General features: G+C 60.2%; 18 protein-coding genes. 5 read left to right on the forward strand and 13 right to left on the reverse strand.

All coding sequences use genetic code 11. The features are described 5' to 3' along the window. Window positions 1-52: 52 nt before the first annotated feature. The gene (locus ACQZ6D_RS14370) at window positions 53-1672 is read right to left on the reverse strand and encodes a response regulator (RefSeq protein ID WP_049790311.1); all 1620 of its coding nucleotides are present in this window, start codon (window positions 1670-1672) and stop codon (window positions 53-55) included. Window positions 1673-2079: 407 nt separating this feature from the next. Here ACQZ6D_RS14370 and mutL point away from each other — a divergent pair, with 407 nt between their 5' ends. From mutL to ACQZ6D_RS14385, 3 genes are all read left to right on the forward strand, one after another. Next, entirely contained in the window at window positions 2080-3900 is a 1821-nt protein-coding gene (gene mutL, locus ACQZ6D_RS14375) for a DNA mismatch repair endonuclease MutL (RefSeq protein WP_065702796.1), read from the forward strand. Window positions 3901-4050: 150 nt separating this feature from the next. Then, window positions 4051-4272: a DUF2093 domain-containing protein gene (locus tag ACQZ6D_RS14380; RefSeq protein ID WP_003519053.1), complete on the forward strand. Its 222-nt coding sequence runs from the start codon at window positions 4051-4053 to the stop codon at window positions 4270-4272. A 122-nt stretch (window positions 4273-4394) separates the two neighbouring features. Next, window positions 4395-4682 (forward strand): DUF3892 domain-containing protein, encoded by a 288-nt coding sequence (locus ACQZ6D_RS14385; protein WP_025592606.1) that lies wholly within the window; start codon window positions 4395-4397, stop codon window positions 4680-4682. A 75-nt stretch (window positions 4683-4757) separates the two neighbouring features. On the opposite strand, the gene lpxK is transcribed toward ACQZ6D_RS14385, so the two are convergent. From lpxK to ACQZ6D_RS14415, 6 genes are all read right to left on the reverse strand, one after another. Continuing rightward, entirely contained in the window at window positions 4758-5804 is a 1047-nt protein-coding gene (lpxK, locus tag ACQZ6D_RS14390) for a tetraacyldisaccharide 4'-kinase (RefSeq protein WP_065702798.1), read from the reverse strand. A 165-nt stretch (window positions 5805-5969) separates the two neighbouring features. After that, complete coding sequence (locus ACQZ6D_RS14395) at window positions 5970-6707, reverse strand: HAD family hydrolase (protein WP_065702799.1); 738 nt, start codon at window positions 6705-6707, stop codon at window positions 5970-5972. Next, window positions 6701-8023, reverse strand: a complete 1323-nt coding sequence (gene waaA, locus ACQZ6D_RS14400) for a lipid IV(A) 3-deoxy-D-manno-octulosonic acid transferase (protein WP_013635565.1) — start codon at window positions 8021-8023, stop codon at window positions 6701-6703. Before waaA ends, ACQZ6D_RS14395 begins: the two co-directional genes overlap by 7 nt. Window positions 8024-8238: 215 nt before the next feature. Continuing rightward, the gene (locus ACQZ6D_RS14405) at window positions 8239-8478 is read right to left on the reverse strand and encodes a DUF4170 domain-containing protein (protein WP_019564234.1); all 240 of its coding nucleotides are present in this window, start codon (window positions 8476-8478) and stop codon (window positions 8239-8241) included. A gap of 58 nt (window positions 8479-8536) precedes the next feature. After that, window positions 8537-9343 carry a 3'(2'),5'-bisphosphate nucleotidase CysQ gene (locus ACQZ6D_RS14410; protein ID WP_065702801.1) on the reverse strand — a complete coding sequence of 269 codons (807 nt, stop codon included), beginning with the start codon at window positions 9341-9343 and terminating at the stop codon, window positions 8537-8539. Window positions 9344-9436: 93 nt separating this feature from the next. Next, on the reverse strand, window positions 9437-10783 hold the full coding sequence (locus ACQZ6D_RS14415) for a TldD/PmbA family protein (protein ID WP_004432174.1): 1347 nt from the start codon (window positions 10781-10783) through the stop codon (window positions 9437-9439). A 116-nt stretch (window positions 10784-10899) separates the two neighbouring features. Between ACQZ6D_RS14415 and ACQZ6D_RS14420 the strand changes: the two genes are divergently transcribed. Beyond that, a complete protein-coding gene (locus tag ACQZ6D_RS14420) occupies window positions 10900-12729 on the forward strand; it encodes a monovalent cation:proton antiporter-2 (CPA2) family protein (RefSeq protein WP_004432178.1) in 1830 nt (609 codons plus the stop codon). A 42-nt stretch (window positions 12730-12771) separates the two neighbouring features. Here the strand turns inward: ACQZ6D_RS14420 and ACQZ6D_RS14425 are convergent, their stop codons facing one another. The 3 genes from ACQZ6D_RS14425 to ACQZ6D_RS14435 form a co-directional block, all read right to left on the reverse strand. After that, window positions 12772-13698 (reverse strand): patatin-like phospholipase family protein, encoded by a 927-nt coding sequence (locus ACQZ6D_RS14425; RefSeq protein WP_065702803.1) that lies wholly within the window; start codon window positions 13696-13698, stop codon window positions 12772-12774. Window positions 13699-13886: 188 nt separating this feature from the next. Next, window positions 13887-14444, reverse strand: a complete 558-nt coding sequence (gene rsmD, locus ACQZ6D_RS14430) for a 16S rRNA (guanine(966)-N(2))-methyltransferase RsmD (protein ID WP_004432183.1) — start codon at window positions 14442-14444, stop codon at window positions 13887-13889. Further along, window positions 14425-16401 carry a pseudouridine synthase gene (locus tag ACQZ6D_RS14435; RefSeq protein ID WP_174005512.1) on the reverse strand — a complete coding sequence of 659 codons (1977 nt, stop codon included), beginning with the start codon at window positions 16399-16401 and terminating at the stop codon, window positions 14425-14427. Before ACQZ6D_RS14435 ends, rsmD begins: the two co-directional genes overlap by 20 nt. A 71-nt stretch (window positions 16402-16472) precedes the next feature. Between ACQZ6D_RS14435 and ACQZ6D_RS14440 the strand changes: the two genes are divergently transcribed. Further along, on the forward strand, window positions 16473-16931 hold the full coding sequence (locus tag ACQZ6D_RS14440; RefSeq protein ID WP_013635558.1) for a nucleoside deaminase: 459 nt from the start codon (window positions 16473-16475) through the stop codon (window positions 16929-16931). 52 nt (window positions 16932-16983) lie between these two features. Here the strand turns inward: ACQZ6D_RS14440 and ACQZ6D_RS14445 are convergent, their stop codons facing one another. The 3 genes from ACQZ6D_RS14445 to ACQZ6D_RS14455 form a co-directional block, all read right to left on the reverse strand. Then, entirely contained in the window at window positions 16984-17637 is a 654-nt protein-coding gene (locus ACQZ6D_RS14445; RefSeq protein WP_019564237.1) for a hypothetical protein, read from the reverse strand. Between the two features lie 205 nt (window positions 17638-17842). Continuing rightward, window positions 17843-20746, reverse strand: a complete 2904-nt coding sequence (ileS, locus tag ACQZ6D_RS14450) for an isoleucine--tRNA ligase (protein ID WP_065703885.1) — start codon at window positions 20744-20746, stop codon at window positions 17843-17845. Between the two features lie 268 nt (window positions 20747-21014). Beyond that, a complete protein-coding gene (locus ACQZ6D_RS14455; RefSeq protein WP_065703883.1) occupies window positions 21015-21995 on the reverse strand; it encodes a bifunctional riboflavin kinase/FAD synthetase in 981 nt (326 codons plus the stop codon). Window positions 21996-22021 lie beyond the last annotated feature (26 nt).

Consider the following 22021-nt stretch of genomic DNA (forward strand, 5'->3'; position numbering starts at 1 on the left):
GCGTCTCCGCAATGCCAGCGGCTCGAACACAAAAAGCTGAAATGGAGGAGCTTCAGGCTTGCAGCCGCAGGGCATCCTTGCCGAAAAGGCGCAGAAAAACGGCATCGACCATATCGGGACTGACGGGTTTCAGCAGCATGTCTTCCATGCCCGCCGCCAGGCATTTGTCGAGATCGCCCTCGAAAGCGTGGGTGATGACGCCGACGATGGGAATGCGCTCGTCGCCGGCCAGTGCACGCATACGGCGGGCGACCTCGAAACCGTCGATATCGCCAAGCGTGGTGTCGAGCAGGACGACGGACGGTGCCTGCTCCTCAAAAAGACGCAACGCCTCCTCACCCGACGTGGCAAGCCGCCAGGAAAGCCCCAATCCCTCGAGGATTTGTGAGAAGACGATCTGGTTGACCCTGTTGTCCTCGACGAGAAGTATCTCGCAGACGCCGCCGGTCTTGAGGATTTTGGGCAGGTCTTCGGTCATGATCTCCCAGTCCTCGTCGGAGGATTTTTGCTTCGGAGACGATTTGAGGCCGACGGCGAGATAATGCAGCAGCGAAGCATCGATCTCCTCTTCCTCGATGGTGACGACCGGCAGGTCATGCGCAGCCGCGATATCGAGGCATGTGACACTCATCTGGGCGTCGACGACGACGACATCGATGCCGACGCCTGCGGAAGCGGCGATATCGATGAAACTTCGCTGTTCTTCCTCGCTCCTCACCACGGCATGATCCATGCCGCTCGCGGCCAGCCGGTGGCAGGCGGCTTCGGCAAAGCGCCCGTTTCCGGAAACCACCAGCACTGCCTTGCTTTTCAGCAGACCGCCTGCGGAATCGCGATCTTCATCCTTGCCATAGGTGGAGGCGACGAAATCGACATGTTCGAGCGAGGGGATGACGGGCATGCCGTTCGCGTCGATGGTGGCGAGCGCGGTCACGTCCTCCATCGTCGTGACCAGAAAATGCCGGCCAGGCCGACCCACCCGCTGCTTGCGGGTAATCGTCAGCACCTCTTCACCATTCGCGCGCCTCACCCTTTCGGGAAGGATGCTCGGCGTGCCGCTGTCCAGCACCATGCGATCGGCAGCGTCGATCCGGCCTGCGACCTGGCGCGAATGCAGATCGAAAACCGTGCGGCCGAGAATGCTCTCTGCACTGGTCTCGACCATGGTGCAGGCGGCTTTATTTACGGCGACATAGGCGAGGTTCCGGTCCTTGACGAGGACCGGAAACGGCAGATTGTCGAGAATGTCTTCGATCAGCTGCACGCGTTCGAGGTCGATGCGCCACTGTTCTTCTCTTTTCTTCTGTTCGGAAATATCGGCAACGACGCTGATGCCCAGCCCGGAAGGCAGGCGGTTCATGACGAAGCGCAGGAAGCGCTCCCCCTTCAACCGCTCGGTTTTTTCAGACCTTTCCTTCCAGTGCAGCGCCAGCCGCTCGCCAATCCATTCCTCGCGTCCCAGCTGCCGGGCATTGGCGGACAGGCTTTCCGCTTCCAGAAGATAACAATCGTAAAGCGCGCTCAGATAGTCGCGCAGCCGCGCGCCCGGCCCGATAACGGCCTCTTGCAGTGGAAAAAAACTCAAAAGCTTCCGGCTTGCGAAAACGATGTGATCGTTCCGGTCGTAAACGACGATCGCCGCGCCAAGCGCGTCGCAAAGGGCATCAAGCATCACTGTATGAACGCCCGCGCCGGAGGACGCCAAATCACTCAACTGCAAACTCCCACCTGTTTTCAGGGTCAGGCTTATGTTTCTATTGGAATCGTCCGAGGCAAATGCCGGGATGAAACGGTAAATTCCGCAAAAGAGACATCAGGGTTCGCTACTTGAAGCAGTCTTGAGGGGAAGATGACGTTCACCCATATACGACGTCACACCACCCGGCGACGGGGGGCCTCGTTCCTGCAGTCATTTCAAGCCGCCTCACCATATGCAAGGCCGATTAAAGGCGGATTAACGCTTAACCTGACGTTGAACGGAAATGATCAAACGCCGGGCAGGCCGCAAAACATGTGCAAACTTTCACGACTTGAGTTTTTTGCTTTCGAAGCCGTGACGAATCCGCGAAAATGACGATCATGGCCATCAAGCAGCTTTCAGAAACCCTCATCAACCAGATCGCCGCCGGCGAGGTCATAGAAAGACCCTCCAGCGCCACGAAGGAGCTGGTGGAAAACGCCATCGACGCGGGCGCAACGCGCATCGAAATCGCCACGGCGGGCGGTGGCAAGGGACTGGTGCGCATCACCGATAACGGCTCCGGCATGTCGCCTGCCGATCTGGAGCTTGCGGTCCGACGCCATTGCACCTCGAAAATATCCACCACGCTTGACGATATCCGCACGCTTGGCTTTCGCGGCGAGGCCCTGCCCTCCATCGGCTCGGTTGCCAAGCTTTCCATCACCAGCCGGCAACACGGCGCAGAACAGGGTTCGGTGATCTCCGTCACCGGCGGCAAAGTCTCCGAGGTCCGGCCCGCCGCTGCCAATGCCGGCACCATCGTCGAGGTGCGCGACCTGTTTTTCGCGACGCCCGCACGGCTGAAATTCCTGAAAACGGAGCGAGCGGAGGCAGCCGCCATTACCGAAGTCGTCAAGCGGATGGCAATTGCCTTTCCGCATATCCGCTTCGTGCTGTCAGGCACCGACCGCTCCACACTTGAAATCCCCTCCACCGGCGACGATCATCTTGCCCGCATGGCGCAGATTCTCGGTGCCGAGTTCAAGGACAACGCCATCGAAATCGATGCCGGGCGCGAGGATGTAACGCTCTCCGGTTTTGCCGGCGTGCCGACCTTCAACCGCGGCAACTCGGCGCATCAATATGTCTTCGTCAACGGTCGCCCGGTGCAGGACAAATTGCTGTTGTCCGCCATTCGCGGTGCCTATGCCGAAACCGTACCGCACGGGCGATATCCGGTCGCAGTGCTGTCCCTGACGCTCGATCCCGCCTTTGTCGACGTGAACGTGCATCCGGCGAAATCAGATGTGCGCTTTCGCGATCCCGGCCTCGTTCGCGGACTGATCGTCGGTGCGATCCGCCAGGCGCTGACCCGCGACGGTGACAGGGCGGCGACGACTGGTGCCAGCCAGATGATGAACGCCTTTCGCCCCGGCTACAGCCCGTCCAATCTCCGACCGTCTGCCGCTGCGACATGGTCCGCCGCGGCCTCGCCTTCCCGACCGCTTGCCATTTCCGGGAACATGCAATTTGCCGAGGCCGTGCAATCGCGCTTTTCCGACATCACCATGCCGACCGCGCGGGCAGAACCCCGCGAGGTTTACGAGGCCTCGGCAAGCCCGTCGCTCGAACCGTCACAATATCCGCTCGGCGCTGCGCGGGCGCAGTTGCACCAGAATTACATCGTCGCGCAGACGGAAGACGGCCTCGTCATCGTCGATCAGCATGCGGCGCATGAACGGCTGGTGTTTGAGGAAATGCGCAATGCGCTGCATTCCAGACGCCCGCCTTCACAGGTGCTGCTCATTCCTGAGATCATCGACCTTCCCGAAGAGGATTGCGACCGGCTGATGGACCATGCGGCTGGTTTCGATGCACTGGGACTGGTCATCGAGCGTTTCGGGCCGGGGGCGGTCGCGGTTCGCGAAACGCCGGCGATGCTTGGCGAGGTCAACGTGCAGGGGCTGGTGCGGCAGCTTGCCGACGAGATCGCTGAATGGGACGCTGCCTCCACGCTTGCCAACAAGCTGGAATATGTCGCCGCCACCATGGCTTGCCACGGCTCGGTGCGTTCAGGGCGGCGCATGCGGCCGGAGGAGATGAACGCGCTTTTAAGGCAGATGGAAAACACGCCGGGTTCAGGACAGTGCAATCACGGTCGTCCGACCTATATTGAGCTAAAACTTTCCGATATAGAACGTCTCTTCGGCCGAAGCTGAGCCTTAACCCCGGGGGCAGCAGGCAGGGCTGGCCTTGGGCGTAGCTCAGCGATATAAATTCAAGGGACTGGAGCATCCGGATTGTTCAGGAGAACGCTACGCCGTTTCGGGCTGGATGCACTGACAGGACATAGCAGGAGACGAAAACGGATGAACAGATTTGAGGGAGGCGGAAACCGCATCGCCGTCATCGAATATCTCGACGGTGACTTCCGGATCGTGCAGACCGGCTCGCATGTCATATGCGCCATCACCGGCAAGACCATTCCGGTCGATGAGCTGCGCTACTGGAGCGTCGCCCGGCAGGAAGCCTATGTGGATGCCAGCGCCTCACTGGAGGCAGAGCGCAAGGCTGGTAATTTGCCAGCATAGTGTAGACGCGACGATGTAGTGAATATGCTTCGCGAGCACTGGTATTATAGAAAACACTAATTCACGCGAAAATTGAGGTATGCGATAGTTCTCTTGTTCAACGAGCAAAGGAACGATTCGTTATGATCACTGCCAGAATTAGATGCATCAATAAAACTGACAGAAGCAGCGCTTGGGAACGCATAAGAAGCGTCGGCGGCGTCAACCCGGACGGTAAGAACTGGAAACTTACGCTCAACGACGCAATCGTAGGCATCGAGAACAAAACTTACGCGTTCTATGTAGAACGTCCTGCAGGGGATAGGGTCAACGTAGTCGTGGCCAAAAGTGCTTATGGAAACAAGTATCTAAAAACTACATCAGACGGTGATCAACCAAATAACCTCCTAAGCTTGCCTGAATGCCCTTAAGACGAGTATGGCATAGCGCACTGAAATATAAATCTTTATTTTGGTGCGCCTACCACAAAATACTTGGTATATTTGTTAGAATGACGTCCGCGCATTTTCCCGCAGCAAACGGGCGCGGCAGTTCCGCACCGCCGTCTCGATGATCGTTGTGGCCGCATTGGGATCGTCGAACACCATGTCGACCTCGATCACCAGGCTGTTCCACAGCAATTCTTCCGCACGGCCATGGTGCCCGTTAAGACGCACGGCGTCCTTGGCCGTTGTCACCAGCTGCAAGTTTTCCTTATCCGCGTCCTGCAGAAGATCGGCGATCTCGTCATCGCTGAAATGGTGATGGTCAGGAAAGGAGCGCTGCAGCACGATTTCGCCACCAAGCCCCTCGACAGTTCGGAAAAACTTGGCGGGATCGGCGATACCAGCATAGGCCAGCACGCGCCTTCCCCTGAAATCCTGCGGTTCCTGCGGCTTTATCGCCGCGACGAAAACCGGTTTGGCGGCCTTTGCCGCGGTTCTGACCAGCGGATCGGCCGCATGGCCGTTACCGACCTTCAAGAGTCCGGTCATATGCCGCATCTGTTCGGCAAGCGGCGCCCGGACCGGGCCGCCCGGCACAAGATGGCCGTTGCCGATGCCACGCACCGTATCGATAACGACCAACGCATAATCCAATGTCAGGCGTGCGCTCTGGAAGCCATCATCCATGATGATGAGATCCACGCCCTCCTTCACCAGCCGATGTGCACCTTCCACCCGCTTGCGGGAGATGACCGTCACCGCCTCGCGGGCAAGCAGCAGAGGTTCATCGCCGACATCAGCGGAGCGGTGCTGCGCGGGATCTACGAGGGTCGTGACATCAAGTGTGCCGCCATAACCACGGCTCAGGAAGCCGGGTTTCAGGCCCTTTGCGGTGGCGGCTCGGGCGATTGCCATTGCGGTCGGCGTCTTTCCTGCACCACCTACGGTGAAGTTGCCGATGCAGATGACCGGAACGGGAACGCTCGCCCGTTTTGCCGTGCGCATCCGCCGGCCGGCAATATTGCCGTAGAGAAGGGAAAACGGTGATAACAGCCAGGCTTGCCAGCCTGCTTTCTGCCACCAGAAAGGCGGCGCTTCAGAAACCATATATGCCTGCTCCCGGCCGCATCACCCACGGCATTGCGCTTTAAATTCGATAAGTCACATGGGTATTTGCCAGAAAAAACCCTGAATTGCAAAACCCGGCTATACATGCGCAGCTTGTCTCTTCCCATCTTGTGCGACAAGTGGCGCGCACTGCGGGGACATGACCTAAACAACGCGTTCCGGAAGCAGGGTTTCCAGCGCGGTAATATCATCGAAACAATAATGGGCGTCGGCGCCAAGGCTTTCGCGCGAGCCGGTTCCGGTGAGAACGGCAATGCGCAATCCTGCGCCGGCATTTCTTGCCATGTGCAGATCGTGATTATTGTCGCCGACCACTGCCACGCGCGCAGGCGCAAGACCAATCGCGTCGCAGAAACCGAGAACCATGCCGGGTTGCGGCTTGGTGCCGTAACCGCTGTCATAACCCGCGACGAAATCGACATCGCTTTCGAAACCGAAACGGATCGCCGTCTGGCGGATGGAGTTTTCGTTGTCGCTGGAGGCGATGCCAAGCTTGTAGCCGCGTGCCTTGAGCCTTGCGAAAAATGCCTTGAGATCGGTGACCGGCACGGATTTATCCGCTGCTTCAGTGAATAGCCGGTCGAGCCGCGCAGTCAACTCCACGACATCGCAAGGCGAACCGGCGGCGACGAGACCGGCAGCTATCTCCGCCGTATTGCCGGCAGCCAAAAGACTGTCGGGCACCACATGCCCGGTAACCGGATCCATGCCGCAGGCGGCGAGAAGCTGGTCCGCAAGAACGGGATCGCCCTTGGCGGCAATCGCCGCAAGTTCGCGGTTCACCGGCCCCCAGCTTGCGTCATAACCCAACAGCGTACCGTCCTTGTCGAAAAGGACTGCGGCAATCGATCGGGTCGCATCAATCTCCATATCCGCTACCATGAACCGATGGCACTCCGCGGCTGCAGCTTGGCGGTGACTGTGAGCGGGTTGATGTAGGGCTCCAGCGCCTTGACGGTGGCGGAAAGCGCGCCGCGCATGTCCTGAATGACCCGGTTGCCGGCATCGATCATCTTGTAGCGTTCATTGTCGTTGACCAGGAGGTAATGCACCGCCTTGGCCAGCATCTCGACATCGCGGACGATGCGCCCGCCGCCGGCGCGGATCAGCTTCTGATAGGCCTCGCGGAAATTCTGTACATGCGCGCCTGACAGTACGGCGCAGCCCAGCATTGCCGGCTCCAGCGGGTTCTGCCCACCCTCGGCCGTCAGCGAACGGCCGACGAAAGCAAGTTCGGTGAGCCTCAGGTAAAGCCCCATTTCGCCAATGGAATCCCCGAGGAAGATATCGGTTTCCGGCGTGATCACATCGTTGCGGCTTCTGCGCGCCACGGTCAACCCCATGCCCTTCAGCATGGCTTCCACGTCGTCGCCGCGCTCGGGGTGGCGCGGCACGATGATGGTCAATTGACCGTTGCGCGACTTGATCGCCGCATGCACGGTGGCTGCTGCCTTCTCTTCACCGTCGAAGGTGGAGATCGCCGCCCATGTCTTGCGGGGGCCGATCTGCCTGCGATAGTGCTCGAGCAGAGCTTCGTCGCAAGGCGGCGGATCCGTATCTCCCTTGAGATTGCCGGATATCACCACCGGCCAGGAGCCGAGATCACGGAAGCGTTCGGCATCGACATCGGATTGCGCAACCACCAGCGCCAGCTTGGAGAACAGCGATTCCGCAATGTCGTGCCGGTTGTTCCAGCGGTCGAAGGAACGGTCTGAGAGCCGCGCATTGACCCGGATCTGCGGAATGTGCCGGCGCTCCAGCTCCATCATCGTCACCGGCCAGATTTCCGATTCAGCGGTGATGGCGGCATCCGGTGCCCAGTAGGCGAGGAAACGGTTGACCGCGATCTTGATGTCGAGCGGCACATATTGGTGGATCACATCATCGCCAAGCCGGGTACGGGTCAGCTCGGCCGAGGTGACGGTGCCTGTGGTCAAAAGCACGAAGATATCGCGCTTGCGTATTTCGCGGATCAGCGGAATGAGGGCGAGCGTTTCGCCGACACTTGCGGCATGGAACCAGACGAGCGGGCCACGGGGGCGCTCCGCGCTGGCGTAACCGAAACGTTCCAGACGGCGGCGCTTGTCTTCCTTGCCCTTTGCGGCCCGATAGGAAAGATAAGGCCGTGCAAACGGATAAGCGGCGATACCGGCAATCCTGTAACCGGAAAGAGCGAAACGTGCGATACGGCTGCTCATGACATTCTGCCCTTGATCATTCCGCGCAATGCCCTGCCCCTGTTCTTTGTTGTTATCGCCGCCTACTTCTTCTCAAATTGCGTCATTTTTTATCATCGGAAACAAAAGCGCGATCACGTTTTCTCGCAACCGAATTTCCTGCCTGCCATTCCGGGCAGGAATCACGGGAAAACTCGCCTTCACCCAATAGTATTACAACGCAAGGGCAAAAGGACTCAATTTTTATCGTCGGGATTGAGAAGACGGTGCATATGCACGATAAAATAACGCATATGGGCGTTATCAACAGTCATCTGCGCCTTGGATCTCCACGCGGTCAGCGCGGAAGCGTAGTCAGGATAGATGCCGACGATATCGAGCGCATTCAAATCCCGGAACTGAACATCCTGAAGATTTTCCAGTTCGCCGCCGAACACAAGGTGCAGCAGCTGTTTCTGTTTGCCAGATTCCGTCATGTCTTGTCTCTTTCTTAAGCTCTGAGAGCCCCTCATCTGCGGGATTTCCGGGCAAACGTCAACCATCGGACAGATGTGAAAACGCTTTCAAAAGCGCGGGAAGCGCATATTCTGCTGCAGCGCACAATGCGGGGTGGTTTACCTCGCGGCGATTGTACATCAGGGGTTTTCCGTCAAGTCCGACCAGACTGCCGCCTGCCCTTTCGAGGATCAGGTCTGCGGCGGCCAGATCCCACTCGTGCGAGTTCGCCTTGACCAGCGTTCCATCGATGCGGCCATCCGCCACCATCGCCAGCCGGTAGGCGAGCGAGGGCACATGCGGAATGCGCTTGACGGTGCTGCGCACCACTTCCGGCAGATGCGTAATCACGTCTTCCGGTGCGGCCAGATGGAAGACGCCGGTGTTTTCGCGGGCGGCTGAAATCGGCTTGCCGTTCTTCAGCGCTTCGCCGCCTTCAAGCGCGGTGAATTCCTCTGCGAGTGCAGGCGCAACAAGGGCGGCAACGACGGGTCGGCCCTCATGCACCACCGCGACGCTGACGCACCAGGTATCCCGCCCACCGATGAAGGCGCGCGTTCCGTCGATGGGATCGATGACGAAGACGGTGGAGCGGGCCAGCCTTGTCGTATCGTCATCCGTCTCTTCCGACAGCCAGCCATATTCCGGCCGGGCGGTACGCAGGATGGTTTCGAGAATTTCGTTTGCCGCGTAATCGGCCGCGCTGACCGGTGAAAGCCCGCCATTCTTCCACCAGACCTCGGGGTCCTTGCGGAAGAAACCGAGGGCCGTCTCGCCCGCCTTGCGTGCGGCTTCGAGGACCAGCCTCAGATCGGAAGCCCAGCGGGCCTCAGCCATATCGTTCATTTTGCCGTCTTTTCCGCGCGCCTCATACGGCGCGCCTGTTTTTCCCTTCGCACTTGCACACAAAGTGCTGGCGAAAACAACCCGCAGGTCGCCTCACTTGCCCGCGATCGTCATGCCTTCGATAGCAAGCGTCGGTGCTGCGACACCGTATTTACGGTCGATATCGTTAGCCGGCGTGACACGCATGAACATGTCCTTCAGGTTCGAAGCGATGGTGACCTCGGAAACCGCGAAGGATTTTTCACCATTCTCGATCCAGAAGCCGCTCGCACCGCAGCTATATTCACCGGTGAGCATATTGGCGCCATGGCCAATCAATTCGGTGACGTAAAAGCCGGTTCCGACGTCCCTCAGCAGATCTTCCGGCGAAATATCGCCTGGCTCCAGCGCAAGATTGGTTGAGGACGGCGATACCGAAGTGCCACCGCGCACGCCGCGACCGTTGGTTTCAAGGCCGAGTTCACGCGCTGCCGAGGTAGAGAGGAACCAATGCTTCAGCACCCCGTCCTCGATCATCGTCATCTTCTCGCCCCGGACACCCTCGCCATCGAAAGGACGCGACGAGGGGCCACGAACGATCTGCGGATCGTCCGTCAGATAAAGGCCCTTTTTCAGAACCTGCTGCCCCATCCTGTCGCGCAGGAAGCTGGTCTTGCGGGCAACGGAAGCGCCATTGATCGCGCCGGCAATGGCGCCGACGAAACCGCGCGCGATGCGGGGATCAAAAACCACGGTAATATTGCTGCCGGTATCGACCTGACGCGGGCCGACCCGCCGCACGACTTTTTCGCCGGCGCGGCGGCCGATCTCTTCGGCTGCATCCAGATCGGCGTAATAGAGGCGGCTGTCGAAATCGTAGTCGCGCTCCATCTTCGTGCCCTCGCCGGCGATGACACTGACGGAACGGCTGAAACGGCTGCCCATGTAGCTGCCGGAAAAACCGTGCGAGGTGGCAAGGACGAGGCCGCCCATGCCGCTCGATGCGCCAGCACCGGAGGAATTGCTGACGCCCTTGACGGCAAGCGCCGCCTCTTCCGAGGCGAGGGCTGCCTCACGCAATTGATCTGTAGAGACCTCGGTCGCATCGAAAAGCTCGAGATCGTCGTAGGAGGTTGCGAGCCGTTCCTTGTCTGCCAGGCAGGCGAAGGGGTCTTCCGGCGAAACCTTCGCCATGGCCACCGCCCGTTCCGCCAGGGTCTTCAGGTCGAAGCCGGGATTGGCCGAAACGCTCGCCACCCGCCGCCCGACGAAAACGCGAAGCGAAAAATCATCGCTTTCGGAGGATTCGGTACTTTCCACCTTGCCAAGCCGGACGCCGACCGATTGCGACCGAGAGCGGACGACGACGGCATCCGCCTCATCCGCGCCTGCAGCACGGGCAAGATCGACAAGCTCGCTGGCGCGATCGAGAAGTTTGGAAGAATCTATTTCTGAGGACATGAGTTGGCCTTTCATTCCTGTTCCATTTATTGTGCCATCAACCCCGCATCAAGGGCGAAACGCCGCTTTCTCCATCGACAAGGCTTTGTCGCCACCATATTCGAAAGTCAGCCAGCATGACCGAGCACGACGCTCTCTTTTCCGAACCCTTGCTGCTTCTGGCCGGCGCTGTCATCGCGGCGTCGATTTTCCGCAAACTCGGCCTTGGCACCGTGCTCGGTTATCTGGTGGCGGGCATCGTCATCGGGCCGTTCCTGCATCTGGTGACAGACGCGAAAGATATCTTCAACGTCTCGGAACTGGGCGTGGTTTTCCTGCTCTTCATCATCGGCCTCGAACTCAAGCCATCGCGCATATGGCAGATGCGGCGCGATATTTTAGGGCTGGGGCTGGCGCAGGTGCTGGTGACGGGCAGCGTGCTGGCATTGATTGCCTGGTGGGCCGGACTGATCGACGCGCGCGGCAGCCTCGTTGCGGGTTTCGGCCTTGCACTCTCCTCCACCGCCTTTGCGTTACAGATTCTTGAAGACGATGGCGACATGAATACGCGGCATGGCAACCGCTCCTTCTCGATCCTGCTGTTTCAGGATCTCGCTATCGTACCGCTTCTCGCCCTTGTGACCATTCTTTCCAACCGCCCGGACGTACCAACGGATTCGATGGCCTACGATCTCGTCGCCTCCGTTGTCGCGGTGGCGGGCATGGTGTTGGCCGGGCGTTATCTGCTGACGCCGATGTTCCAGATCATCGCCCGCACGGGTGCGCGGGAGGTGATGATCGCCGCCGCCCTCTTCGTCGTCATCGGTGCGGCCGCCATCATGGAGGCGGTTGGGCTTTCGATGGGCATGGGTGCGCTGCTGGCCGGGCTGATGCTGTCGGAATCTTCTTATCGGCACGAGCTGGAAGCCGATATCGAGCCGTTTCGCGGGCTGTTTCTGGCGCTGTTCTTCATGGCTGTCGGCATGTCGCTGCACATCAACATCGTCTACGAGCACATTCTTCTCATCCTGATCGCCGTGCCGGCGATGATGGCTGTGAAGGCGGCCGTAATCTATGGGCTATGCCGCATCGCCGGTTCATCCCGTTATGCATCGAGCCGTATCGCGCTGCTGCTGGCGCAGGGCGGCGAATTCGGTTTCGTGCTGTTTTCCACTGCCGCCGCCTCCCGCCTGTTTCCGCAGGCGACGGCTTCCATCCTTGTCGCCATCGTGACGCTTTCCATGGCGCTGACGCCGCTGCTGGCAGTGGTTTCTCGCCGGCTGACGGCGGAGGATGCCGATGAGGACACGCTGGACGAGGATTTTGACGGGGCTGGCGCCGATGTGCTGATGATCGGCTTTTCGCGCTTCGGCCAGATCGCCTCGCAAATCCTGCTTGCCGGTGGGCGCGACGTGACTGTCATCGACAGTTCGGCCGATCGTGTACGTCAGGCTTCCCGCTTCGGTTTCCGCATCTTTTTTGGCGATGGTACACGCAAGGACGTGTTGATCGCGGCTGGCATAGAGCGCGCCGATCTCGTGGCGGTCTGCACCCATAAAAAGGAAGTCACCGACCGCATCATCGACATGATCCAGTCGGAATTTCCAAGCGTGCGCATCTATGCCCGCTCCTATGACCGCATTCATTCCCTCGATCTCAGGAAAAAGGGCGTGGAATACGAAATCCGCGAGACGCTGGAATCCGGCCTGCTGTTTGGCCGCCGCATTCTGGAAGGGCTGGACATGGACGGCGAAAGGGCGCTTGCCATTTCCGACGACATACGCGAGCGCGACGAGGAGAGATTGCAGCTACAGGCCGTGGAAGGGCTCGCCGCCGGCAGGCAGATGCTGCACAACAAGCCGGTGCGCGAAGTGAAGCCCGAGCCACTGATGAAGCCGAAGAACAAGGTGGAAAAGCGCGAGGAAGAAGAGGACGAAGACGAGGGTGAAATAGCAGTCACCCACTAAGCGGCACGCGCTCGCCCATAGCGAATACTCAAGGAGTACCGCTCAAGCCTCCACGCCCTGCCCGCGATGGAACAGTTCCACCTGCATTTCGATCTGCCGTTTCAGATCATCCTTGATCCCGGCGGAAGCGTTCAGAACTTCTTCCGATTTGAGGAAATCCAGCACGCCGAAACGGTGCACCGGTGGGCGCAGGAAAATATGCGGCGGGCGCAATCTGAGTTTCAGGGCAATGGCCGCCTGCATCATCAGCTGACTGGCGCCGAACAGGCTGTCCAGCCGGTTCGGCATGGTGGTGCCATCACCTTCAGGGCCTCCAACCACATCGATGCCGACGATGATATCGGCCTGATCCATCAGATGCTCATAGGGCACAGGATTGAAGATGCCGCCATCGATCATGATGCGGCCGTTGACGCGCACCGGCATGAATAGAGCCGGAATAGCCGCAGAAGCCGCCAGCGCCTGAATGATCTCGCCGGTTTCCACCACCACTTCGGTCTGCGCATAATAATCCGTGGTCACCACTTTCAGGGGAATGGCAAGTTCGGAAAAATCCTTCGGCAGGGCCTGCGGCATCAAGGCGTGCAGAATGAGTTCGAGATTGAACTGGCCAAGACGAAAGCCATCGACCGCATGGCGCATGGATGCGGGGCCAAGGCTCCAGAGACGGTTGGCGACCGAACCCTTCCGCCCCATGAGTTCAAGCGTATATTCGCGGATTTCCTTGCCGCTCATGCCGGCCGCCATGCCTGCTGCGATGATGGAGCCGATGGAGGAGCCGGAAAGCGCGACCGGGCGAATGCCTAGTTCGTCGAATGCCTCGATGACGTTGATGTGGCAGATGCCGCGTGCGCCACCGCCGCCGAGCGCCAGGCCGAATGTCGGCTCATGACCGATCTCGCGGCTGGCATCGATTGCCTCTTGCCCGGCGTGAACCATTGTGACGCTGTCGTTTACACCCTGCTCCATGCCAAATACCCAAGACCCTTTCCACGGCAAAGCCTCTGCCTATTCGGCAAACAAGACAAGACCGTGACGTGACGGGAAGTGCTGCCGTCAGAGCGTTTTCGCTTTTCTTCAAATCGCGAAAACACTCTAACTCTTTGTTTTGCGGCATTTCCGCACGGAAACCGGGGCCGTTTTTTGCTGGAAATGCTCTAGGGCTCGTAGCGGTAGAAGTGCATTTTCGAGTCACCGAAGATGCGGCTTTCGAGCGGTTTGAACACCGGCTCGACATTGACCACAACATCGCCGCGCTCTTCCAGAATGGCGAGCGCACCGGGTGCCAGCCAGCCGCCAGCATGGGCAGCAGCAAATGCCTTCTCCCCGTGGCCCTGGCCATAGGGCGGATCGGCGAACAGTAGATCGAAGGGCTCGATATTGTTGACGCCGCCAAGCTTGGTCGCGTCACGCCGCAGGATGCGGGCACGCCCATGCAGCCCCAGCGCATCGATATTTTCCCACAACAGCCCCCTGCCCTCAACGCCGTTTTCGACGAAGAGCGCCACACGACAGCCACGCGAAAGCGCCTCCAGCCCGACCGCGCCCGTTCCGGCAAAAACGTCCAGAACGCGCGTACCGTCAAGACTTTCCGGATAGGCGTGGCTTAGAATATTGAAGAGGCTTTCCCGTGTCCTGTCGATTGTCGGACGAATGGAATTTGTTTTCGGCGCGGCCAGATTTCGGCCGCGGAACTCACCGCCTACGATCCGCATTACGTGTCATTCCCCTGCCACCAGAAGGTTTGCCACCCGGGCCTTTGCCGCCCGGTTTGCCGCCGCCGGGGCCGCTACCGCCACCGGGGCCTTTGCCCTTGCCTGAAAAACCCGAACGTTCGCCACGTTCACCCGGTTTTCCAAAAGAAGGCTTGCCCGATGAGGGCCTGCCGCCGGGTTTTCCACCCGGTTTTGCGCCTCTTGGCTTGTCACCGAAAGGCCGGTCGCCGCGTGGGCGATCACCGTCTTCGCGGGGCTTGTCGCGGAACGGACGCTCACCGAAAGGTTTCTCACCACGTGCTGTGCGATCTCCGAAGCTCTTCTCGCCGCGTGGGCGGTCGCTGCGCGGGCGATCACCCTCCTCACGTGGCTTGTCACGGAACGGACGGTCGCCAAACGGTTTTCCACCGCGTGCGGGGCGATCTCCGAAGCTCTTCTCGCCGCGAGGACCGTCGCCACGCGGGCGATCTCCCGCTTCACGTGGCTTGTCACGGAACGGGCGGTCACCGAAGGATTTCCCGCCGCGATCTCCAAAGCTCTTTCCACCGCGCGGGCCGTCGCCACGTCCACGACCGCCTTCCTCTTCGCGCGGGGAATCCGAACGGATCCACTCGCCCTCGGAATCGGCATGCCTGACGACGTTGCGGCGCGCTTCCGCCTGGGCGGATGGCTTCTTGAACAGGCTTTCCGCTTCCGCGCGGGCAGAAGACTTCCGCTCCTTGCCATCACGGGTGGGCTTTGCGCCGGGCGCCATCCAGACATTGGCCGTGCGACTGGTGCCGGCGGGCGGGCGGGCGGGGCGGCGTTCTTCGCCATCCTCTTCGCCACGGGTTTTCGCGCCGAATTTCCCGGCAGGTTTGCCACCGAACTTGCCGGCTGGCTTGTCACCGCGCTTGGTGTCGAGACGGCCGAGCGCCTTTTCGCGGCGATCTTCCGGTTTGCCGGCAGCCCTGTCGAAACGCGGCTTGCCTTCCGGCGCATCGCTCTTTGCCCATTCGGACCGGGGCGCGCGCTTGGGCGTATTTTCTTCTTCATCGTCGGCGACAGGCGCATCGTAGATCGGCGCGTCGAAATTGGCGCCGGATTGTTCGATGAGGCGCGGACCAAGCTGGTCACGCAGCATGCGGCCACGCACTTCAAGCACCTTGCCTTCAGGCAGATCGCCAAGCTGGAACGGGCCGTAGGAGATACGGATCAGGCGGTTGACCTCAAGGCCGAGCGCGCCGAGCACGTTCTTGATCTCGCGGTTCTTGCCTTCGCGCAGACCCATGGTGATCCAGACGTTGTGACCCTGGGTGCGGTCGAGCGTCGCGTCGATAGCGCCATAAAGCACGCCGTCGACGGCAATGCCTTCCTTCAGCTTGTCGAGCGCTGCCTGATCGACCTCGCCATGGGCGCGCACGCGGTAGCGGCGCAGCCAGCCGGTCGTCGGCAGTTCCAGCACGCGGGAGAGACCGCCATCATTGGTCAACAGCAGCAGGCCTTCGGTATTGATGTCGAGGCGGCCGATAGAGAGCACACGCGGCAATTCACCCGGCAGATTGTCGAAAACGGTCGGGCGGCCTTCCGGGTCGGAATTGGTCGTCACCAGGCCAGCGGGCTTGTGGTAAAGCCACAGGCGCGTGCGCTCAGCCCCGCGGATGGGCATGCCATCCACTTCGATCTTGTCGGAAAGAGTCGCGTTCATCACCGGGGTGTCCAGCTTGACGCCGTTCAGCGACACGCGGCCTTCCATGATCATGCGCTCGATATCGCGGCGCGAGGCAACGCCGGCGCGCGCCATGATCTTGGAAATGCGCTCTGGCTTGGTGCCCATAACGGCTTCCTGCACCGGAGCCGCCTTGGCTTCTACCGGTTTCTTTTCACGCTCTGCGGCGGGCTTGCCGGGGCCTTTCGGCTTCTTGTCGCGGCTAAAAGTCTTGCCACCGTCACGCTTCGGCTTGTCTTTAAAAGTCATTTGCTGTTTGCCTGTTGTTTGGGCTGTCCTATCAGGTCCAAGCACAAGGGTTAAGAGGAAATTGAAACGCAATGGCCGAAAGGACGCATTTCATGGAACTGGCGCTGGCGGAAGCCCGTGCCGCCGGTGAGCGGCAGGAGGTTCCGATCGGCGCAGTCCTGGTTATGGACGGTCGCGTCATCGCCCGTTCCGGCAATCGCACCCGTGAATTGAACGATGTGACGGCACATGCCGAAATCGCCGTAATCCGCATGGCCTGCGAGGCGCTGGAACAAGAACGCCTGCCCGGTGCCGATCTCTATGTAACGCTGGAACCCTGCACCATGTGCGCGGCGGCGATCTCGTTTGCCCGCATCCGTCGTCTCTATTACGGTGCGGAAGACCCGAAGGGCGGCGCGGTGCATAGTGGCGTGCGCTTCTTCAGCCAGCCGACATGCCACCACGCGCCTGATGTGTATTCGGGGCTGGCGGAAAGCGAAAGTGCTGAAATTCTGCGGAAATTCTTTCGCGAGAAACGTCTCGACGAATAAGCAGCCGGCGGGAGATGCAATCTTTCCCGCAGGCCATAAGCCCTTCATTTTATCAGAAGGGGTTCCACCAGGGTTTGCCGGTGTTTGCCATCGCCGCTTCTTTCTTACGGCGCTTTTCCTTCTTCTGCTCCGGCTCACCGAGGTCAGTCAGCTGATCCTGCGGAACGCTACGATATTCCTGCGGCGGATCAGTCAGGAACTTGCGCTGGGCGTTGACGACAGAGCCACCCTGGGCATCTGCCTTGGCCTTGCGGAAGGCTTCCCATTTCTGGCTTTCGGTCATCTGGCCGGCCGTGCCGTTGCCGGCAAGCAGCGGTGAGCGGTAATGCGGATTGTTCTTATTGGCATCCGCCTCGTCGCGCAGGCGTTCACGGGTCTCTTCCGGCGATTCGACCCATTGCGGGTTGTTTTCGCGGCTGGCCATGTTCTGCTGCGGCGTCGTCAATTGCTCGGCGCGGGACTGGGCGGGGACAACCAGACCCGGACGCGGGCTGTATTTCAGGTTGCGTTTTTCCTGATCGTTGCCGGTGATCGAAGTCGCGTTGCCGAGGTCGTCTACAAGCTGTTCTGCCGCAGTCTTGCCCGTACCATAGGTCGGGCTCGTGCAGGCGCTGAGCAGCACGCCTATCGCCGTGATACCTGCAACCGTGCGGAACATGCTCAAACCCTGCGCGTTATCCTGCCCAAAAGCCTTCATCGTCTTCATAAAAACCCTTCCAGCCGTCCGTCCCATTGCGCCAGACATCGTCTTTCGGCAGGCGGTAGCCCGCATTGCCGTGCAAATCCGGCCATTTTCAGGCAGGTGTACCGGATGAAGAGCTAAAGCGCAATTCATCCGGCCATTTTCCTCGCGCATCGGCCCGAAACTCGAAATCGATTTTTCGACAGGAACGATGCGCAGCAGCTTTAAATCATCCCAGCGCGGCAAGCTCGCGCAGTGCCGCCGCATCACGGGCCGAAACCTCCGGATAGTCCGGATCGGAACCGACATCGGTGGTGATACGCCAGGAGCGTGCGCATTTTGCGCCTTCCGCCAGCTTCTGCTCGACCACGACCTTTGCGACCTCCGGCAAGCGGAAGCCATCGGCAGGGCCTTCATCGCCGACCACCGAAATGGCCGAGGTGATGCAGATTTCGGCAAAATCCTGCCCGGAGAGAGCCGCCAGAAGATCGGCGTCGGCAATGTGCACGATGGGCGCTGCCTCAAGCGAGGAGCCGATACGCTTTTCACGACGTTCCACTTCGAGCGCACCGGTGACGACCGTGCGGACCTTGCGGATTTTCTCCCACTTCGCTTCCAGCGCGTCGTTGTTCCACTCCGCCGGAATTTCCGGGAACTGGGCGAGATGCACCGATTCCACATCCGGATAGCGCGAAAGCCATGCTTCTTCAGTGGTGAAGGGCAGCATGGGCGCAAGCCATGTGACGAGGCAATCGAACAGCTTGGCGATGACCGACAGCGATGCACGGCGCTTCAGCGACGACGGCGCGTCACAATAAAGCGTGTCCTTGCGGATGTCGAAGTAGAAAGCCGACAGCTCCACATTTGCGAAATCGATCAGGGCGCGGGCGATCTTCTTGAAGTCGAAGGCGTCGTACCCGTCGCGCACGACCTTATCCAGCTCGGACAGGCGGTGCAGCACCAGCTTTTCCAGTTCCGGCAGATCGGCATAGGCGATCTCCTCGCCCTTGTCGTGGGCAAGCGTGCCGAGCATCCAGCGCACGGTGTTGCGCAGCTTGCGATACGCGTCGATATTGGTCTGGATGATGGCCTTGCCCAGACGCTGGTCTTCCCAGTAATCGGTCGTCATGACCCACAGGCGCAGGATATCCGCGCCGGACTCTTTCATCACGTCCTGTGGTGCAACAACGTTGCCGAGAGACTTGGACTGCTTGCGGCCCTGCTCGTCCATGGTGAAGCCATGGGTGACGACGGCGTTATAAGGCGCGCGGCCACGCGTCGCGCAGCTTTCCAGCAGCGACGAATGGAACCAGCCGCGATGCTGGTCCGAGCCTTCGAGATAGACATCCGCCGGCCACTTCATGTCCGGGCGGTCTTCCAGCGTGAAGGTATGGGTGCAGCCGCTATCGAACCACACATCGAGGATGTCCATGACCTGCTGCCATCTGGCGTGGTCATGGTCATTGCCGAGGAAACGTTCCTTGGCGCCTTCGGCGAACCAGGCATCCGCACCTTCAGCCTCGAAGGCCTCGAGGATGCGGGCGTTGACAGCCTCGTCGACCAGAACCTCACCCTGCTCGTCGGCGAAGACCGCGATCGGCACGCCCCAGCTGCGCTGGCGCGACAGAACCCAGTCGGGCCGACCTTCGATCATGGCGCGCAGGCGGTTCTGGCCGGATGCCGGAACGAAACGGGTCTGGTCGATGGCATCAAGCGAACGCGAGCGCAGCGTCGTCCCGTCGCCCAGTTCCTTGTCCATATAGACAAACCACTGCGGCGTGTTGCGGAAGATCACCGGCTTCTTGGAGCGCCAGCTATGCGGATAGCTGTGCTTCAGACGGCCGCGCGCGAACAGGTTGTTGGCCGCGATCAGCGCCTTGATGACGCGCTCGTTGGCATCGCCCTTCTTGCCGTTATCATCCATGACGCGGGCCGCACCGCCTTCGGCAGACGGGCCGAAACCGGGTGCGTCCTCGGTATAGAAACCGTCATCGCCAACGGGGAACGGGATGGCCGGCGAAACGCCGCGCGCTTCCAGCTCACGCTGATGCGCGGTCCAGACGTCAAAGTCCTCGCGGCCATGGCTCGGCGCGGTGTGCACGAAGCCCGTGCCTGCATCGTCGGTGACATGGTCGCCATCGAGAAGCGGAACCGGGAAATCGTAGCCAAGCGACGCCAAAGGATGGGCGCAGGTGATGGCGGCCAGTTCTTCAGCTTTCACATCGCGCACGAACTTGAAGGTCACCTTCGCCTTGGCAGCAGCCTCATCGGCAAGCTTTCTGGCGAAGATCAGCTTTTCACCCGGCTGCGGACCGAAATCGTTCTGCGCGCTTTCGACTTCGAACAGGCCATATTCGACCCTCGAGGAGAAGGCGATGGCGCGGTTGCCGGGGATGGTCCACGGCGTGGTTGTCCAGATGACGACAGAGACGCCGGAAAGAGCTGGCGCAGCGTCCTTCACCGGGAACTTCACCCAGATCATGTCGCTTTCAACGTCGTGATACTCGACCTCGGCTTCCGCCAGCGCCGTGCGCTCGACAACCGACCACATGATCGGCTTGGAACCGCGATAGAGCTGGCCGCTCTTGGCGATCTTCAGCAGTTCGCCGGCGATGCGGGCTTCCGCGTGGAAGTTCATGGTTGTGTAGGGGTTTTCGAAGTCACCCTCGATGCCGAGGCGCTTGAACTCTTCCGACTGAACCTTGATCCAGCCAGCAGCGAACTCGCGGCACTCCTTGCGGAATTCGTTGACCGGAACCTCGTCCTTGTTCTTGCCCTTGGCGCGGTAGGCTTCCTCGATCTTCCATTCGATCGGCAGGCCGTGGCAATCCCAGCCAGGCACGTAATTGGCGTCGAAACCGCGCATCTGGAACGAGCGGGTGATGACGTCTTTCAGGATCTTGTTCAGCGCATGGCCGATGTGGATGTTGCCGTTGGCATAGGGCGGGCCATCATGCAGCACGAATTTCTCGCGACCGGCGGCGGATGCGCGGAGCTTTTTATACAGGCCCATTTCCTGCCAGCGCTTCACCGTTTCCGGTTCTTTCTGCGGCAGGCCGGCACGCATCGGGAAATCCGTCTGCGGCAAATAGAGGGTCGAGGAATAGTCGAATTTTTCTGCGGTGTCGCTCATAATTGTACCGTTGTTGCGCGCCGTGTCGGTCGCGCCGTCTCAATTTCAAAGAGGGCAAATACGGAAAGCGCCATGTCAAATGCCATGACGAGCGCCAAAATCCCGGACCTTCCGGCTCTTCAGAGCGGGCGGAAGGCCGGGCCAATAATTCGGCCTATCTGAACTTTAAACAGCAACCGGTATTGGGACATGGCCGGTTGTTTATGCGGTTTTCCGGCAAAAAGGAAGTGAAAAGCGACGACAATCCGGGACAGGATTATCTGCCCGCTCAAAATGCTATCTTCGCATCCAATTCACTGAGCGGCCGCACGCCTGACAGCATCGCCCGCGCCTCTTCCTCATCCCGCCTGATCTGCGCGACCAGCGGGTCCAAGCCGTCAAATTTCAGCTCGTTACGCAGGTGCCCGAAGAAGGATACCGAACACACCTCACCGTAGAGATCACCGGAAAAATCGAAGACGTAGGTTTCCAGAAGTGCCGCACCGTTATCGGTGACCGTCGGGCGGTAACCGAAGCTTGCAACGCCATCGTAAATCGCCCCGTCGGGGCGGCGGAACCGCACGGCATAGATGCCGGCTTTCAGCTCCGTTTCGGGTGAAAGCGCCATGTTGGCCGTTGGGTAACCCAGAGTTCGCCCCAGCTTCTGGCCGCCGATGACTTCACTTTCCACCGTGAAACGATACCCGAGTTGTCCGGCGGCACCTGCCACATCTCCTTCGCACAGAAGCGAGCGGATACGGCTCGAGGAGACGACATCCGCGCCCTCGTCGCGAAAGGCATCCACGAGCGTCACGTCGAAGCCGTTGCGCTTGCCGGCCGCCATCAGAAATGCCGGGCCACCTTCGCGGCCCTTGCCGAAATGAAAATCAAAGCCGGTGACGACTGCGCTGGCGCCCAGCCAGTCGACCAGAATGGAATTGACGAACTCTTCCGCCGAGCGCTGCGAAAACTCGCGGTCGAAGGGGTATTCGATGACCGAGCGGAAACCGATGGCCTCGAGAATACGTGCCTTCAACGGCGCAGGCGTCAGGCGGAAGACCGGCGTTTCGGGGCGGAAGACGGAACGGGGATGCGGTTCGAAGGTCAGCACCAGTGCCGGTACGCCACGCGCCTCGGCCAGTTCCAGCGCACGGTCCAGAACGGCACGGTGGCCGCGATGCACACCATCGAAATTGCCGATCGCGATGACGCCGCCGCGCAAGCCTTCAGGCAGCGGCTCCTTTTTTTCATTGCGATGAAAGACGGTCATTGCAGTCGATCCATTGTTTACGCCGG

Source organism: Agrobacterium sp. 22-3639C2, from assembly GCF_053522105.1.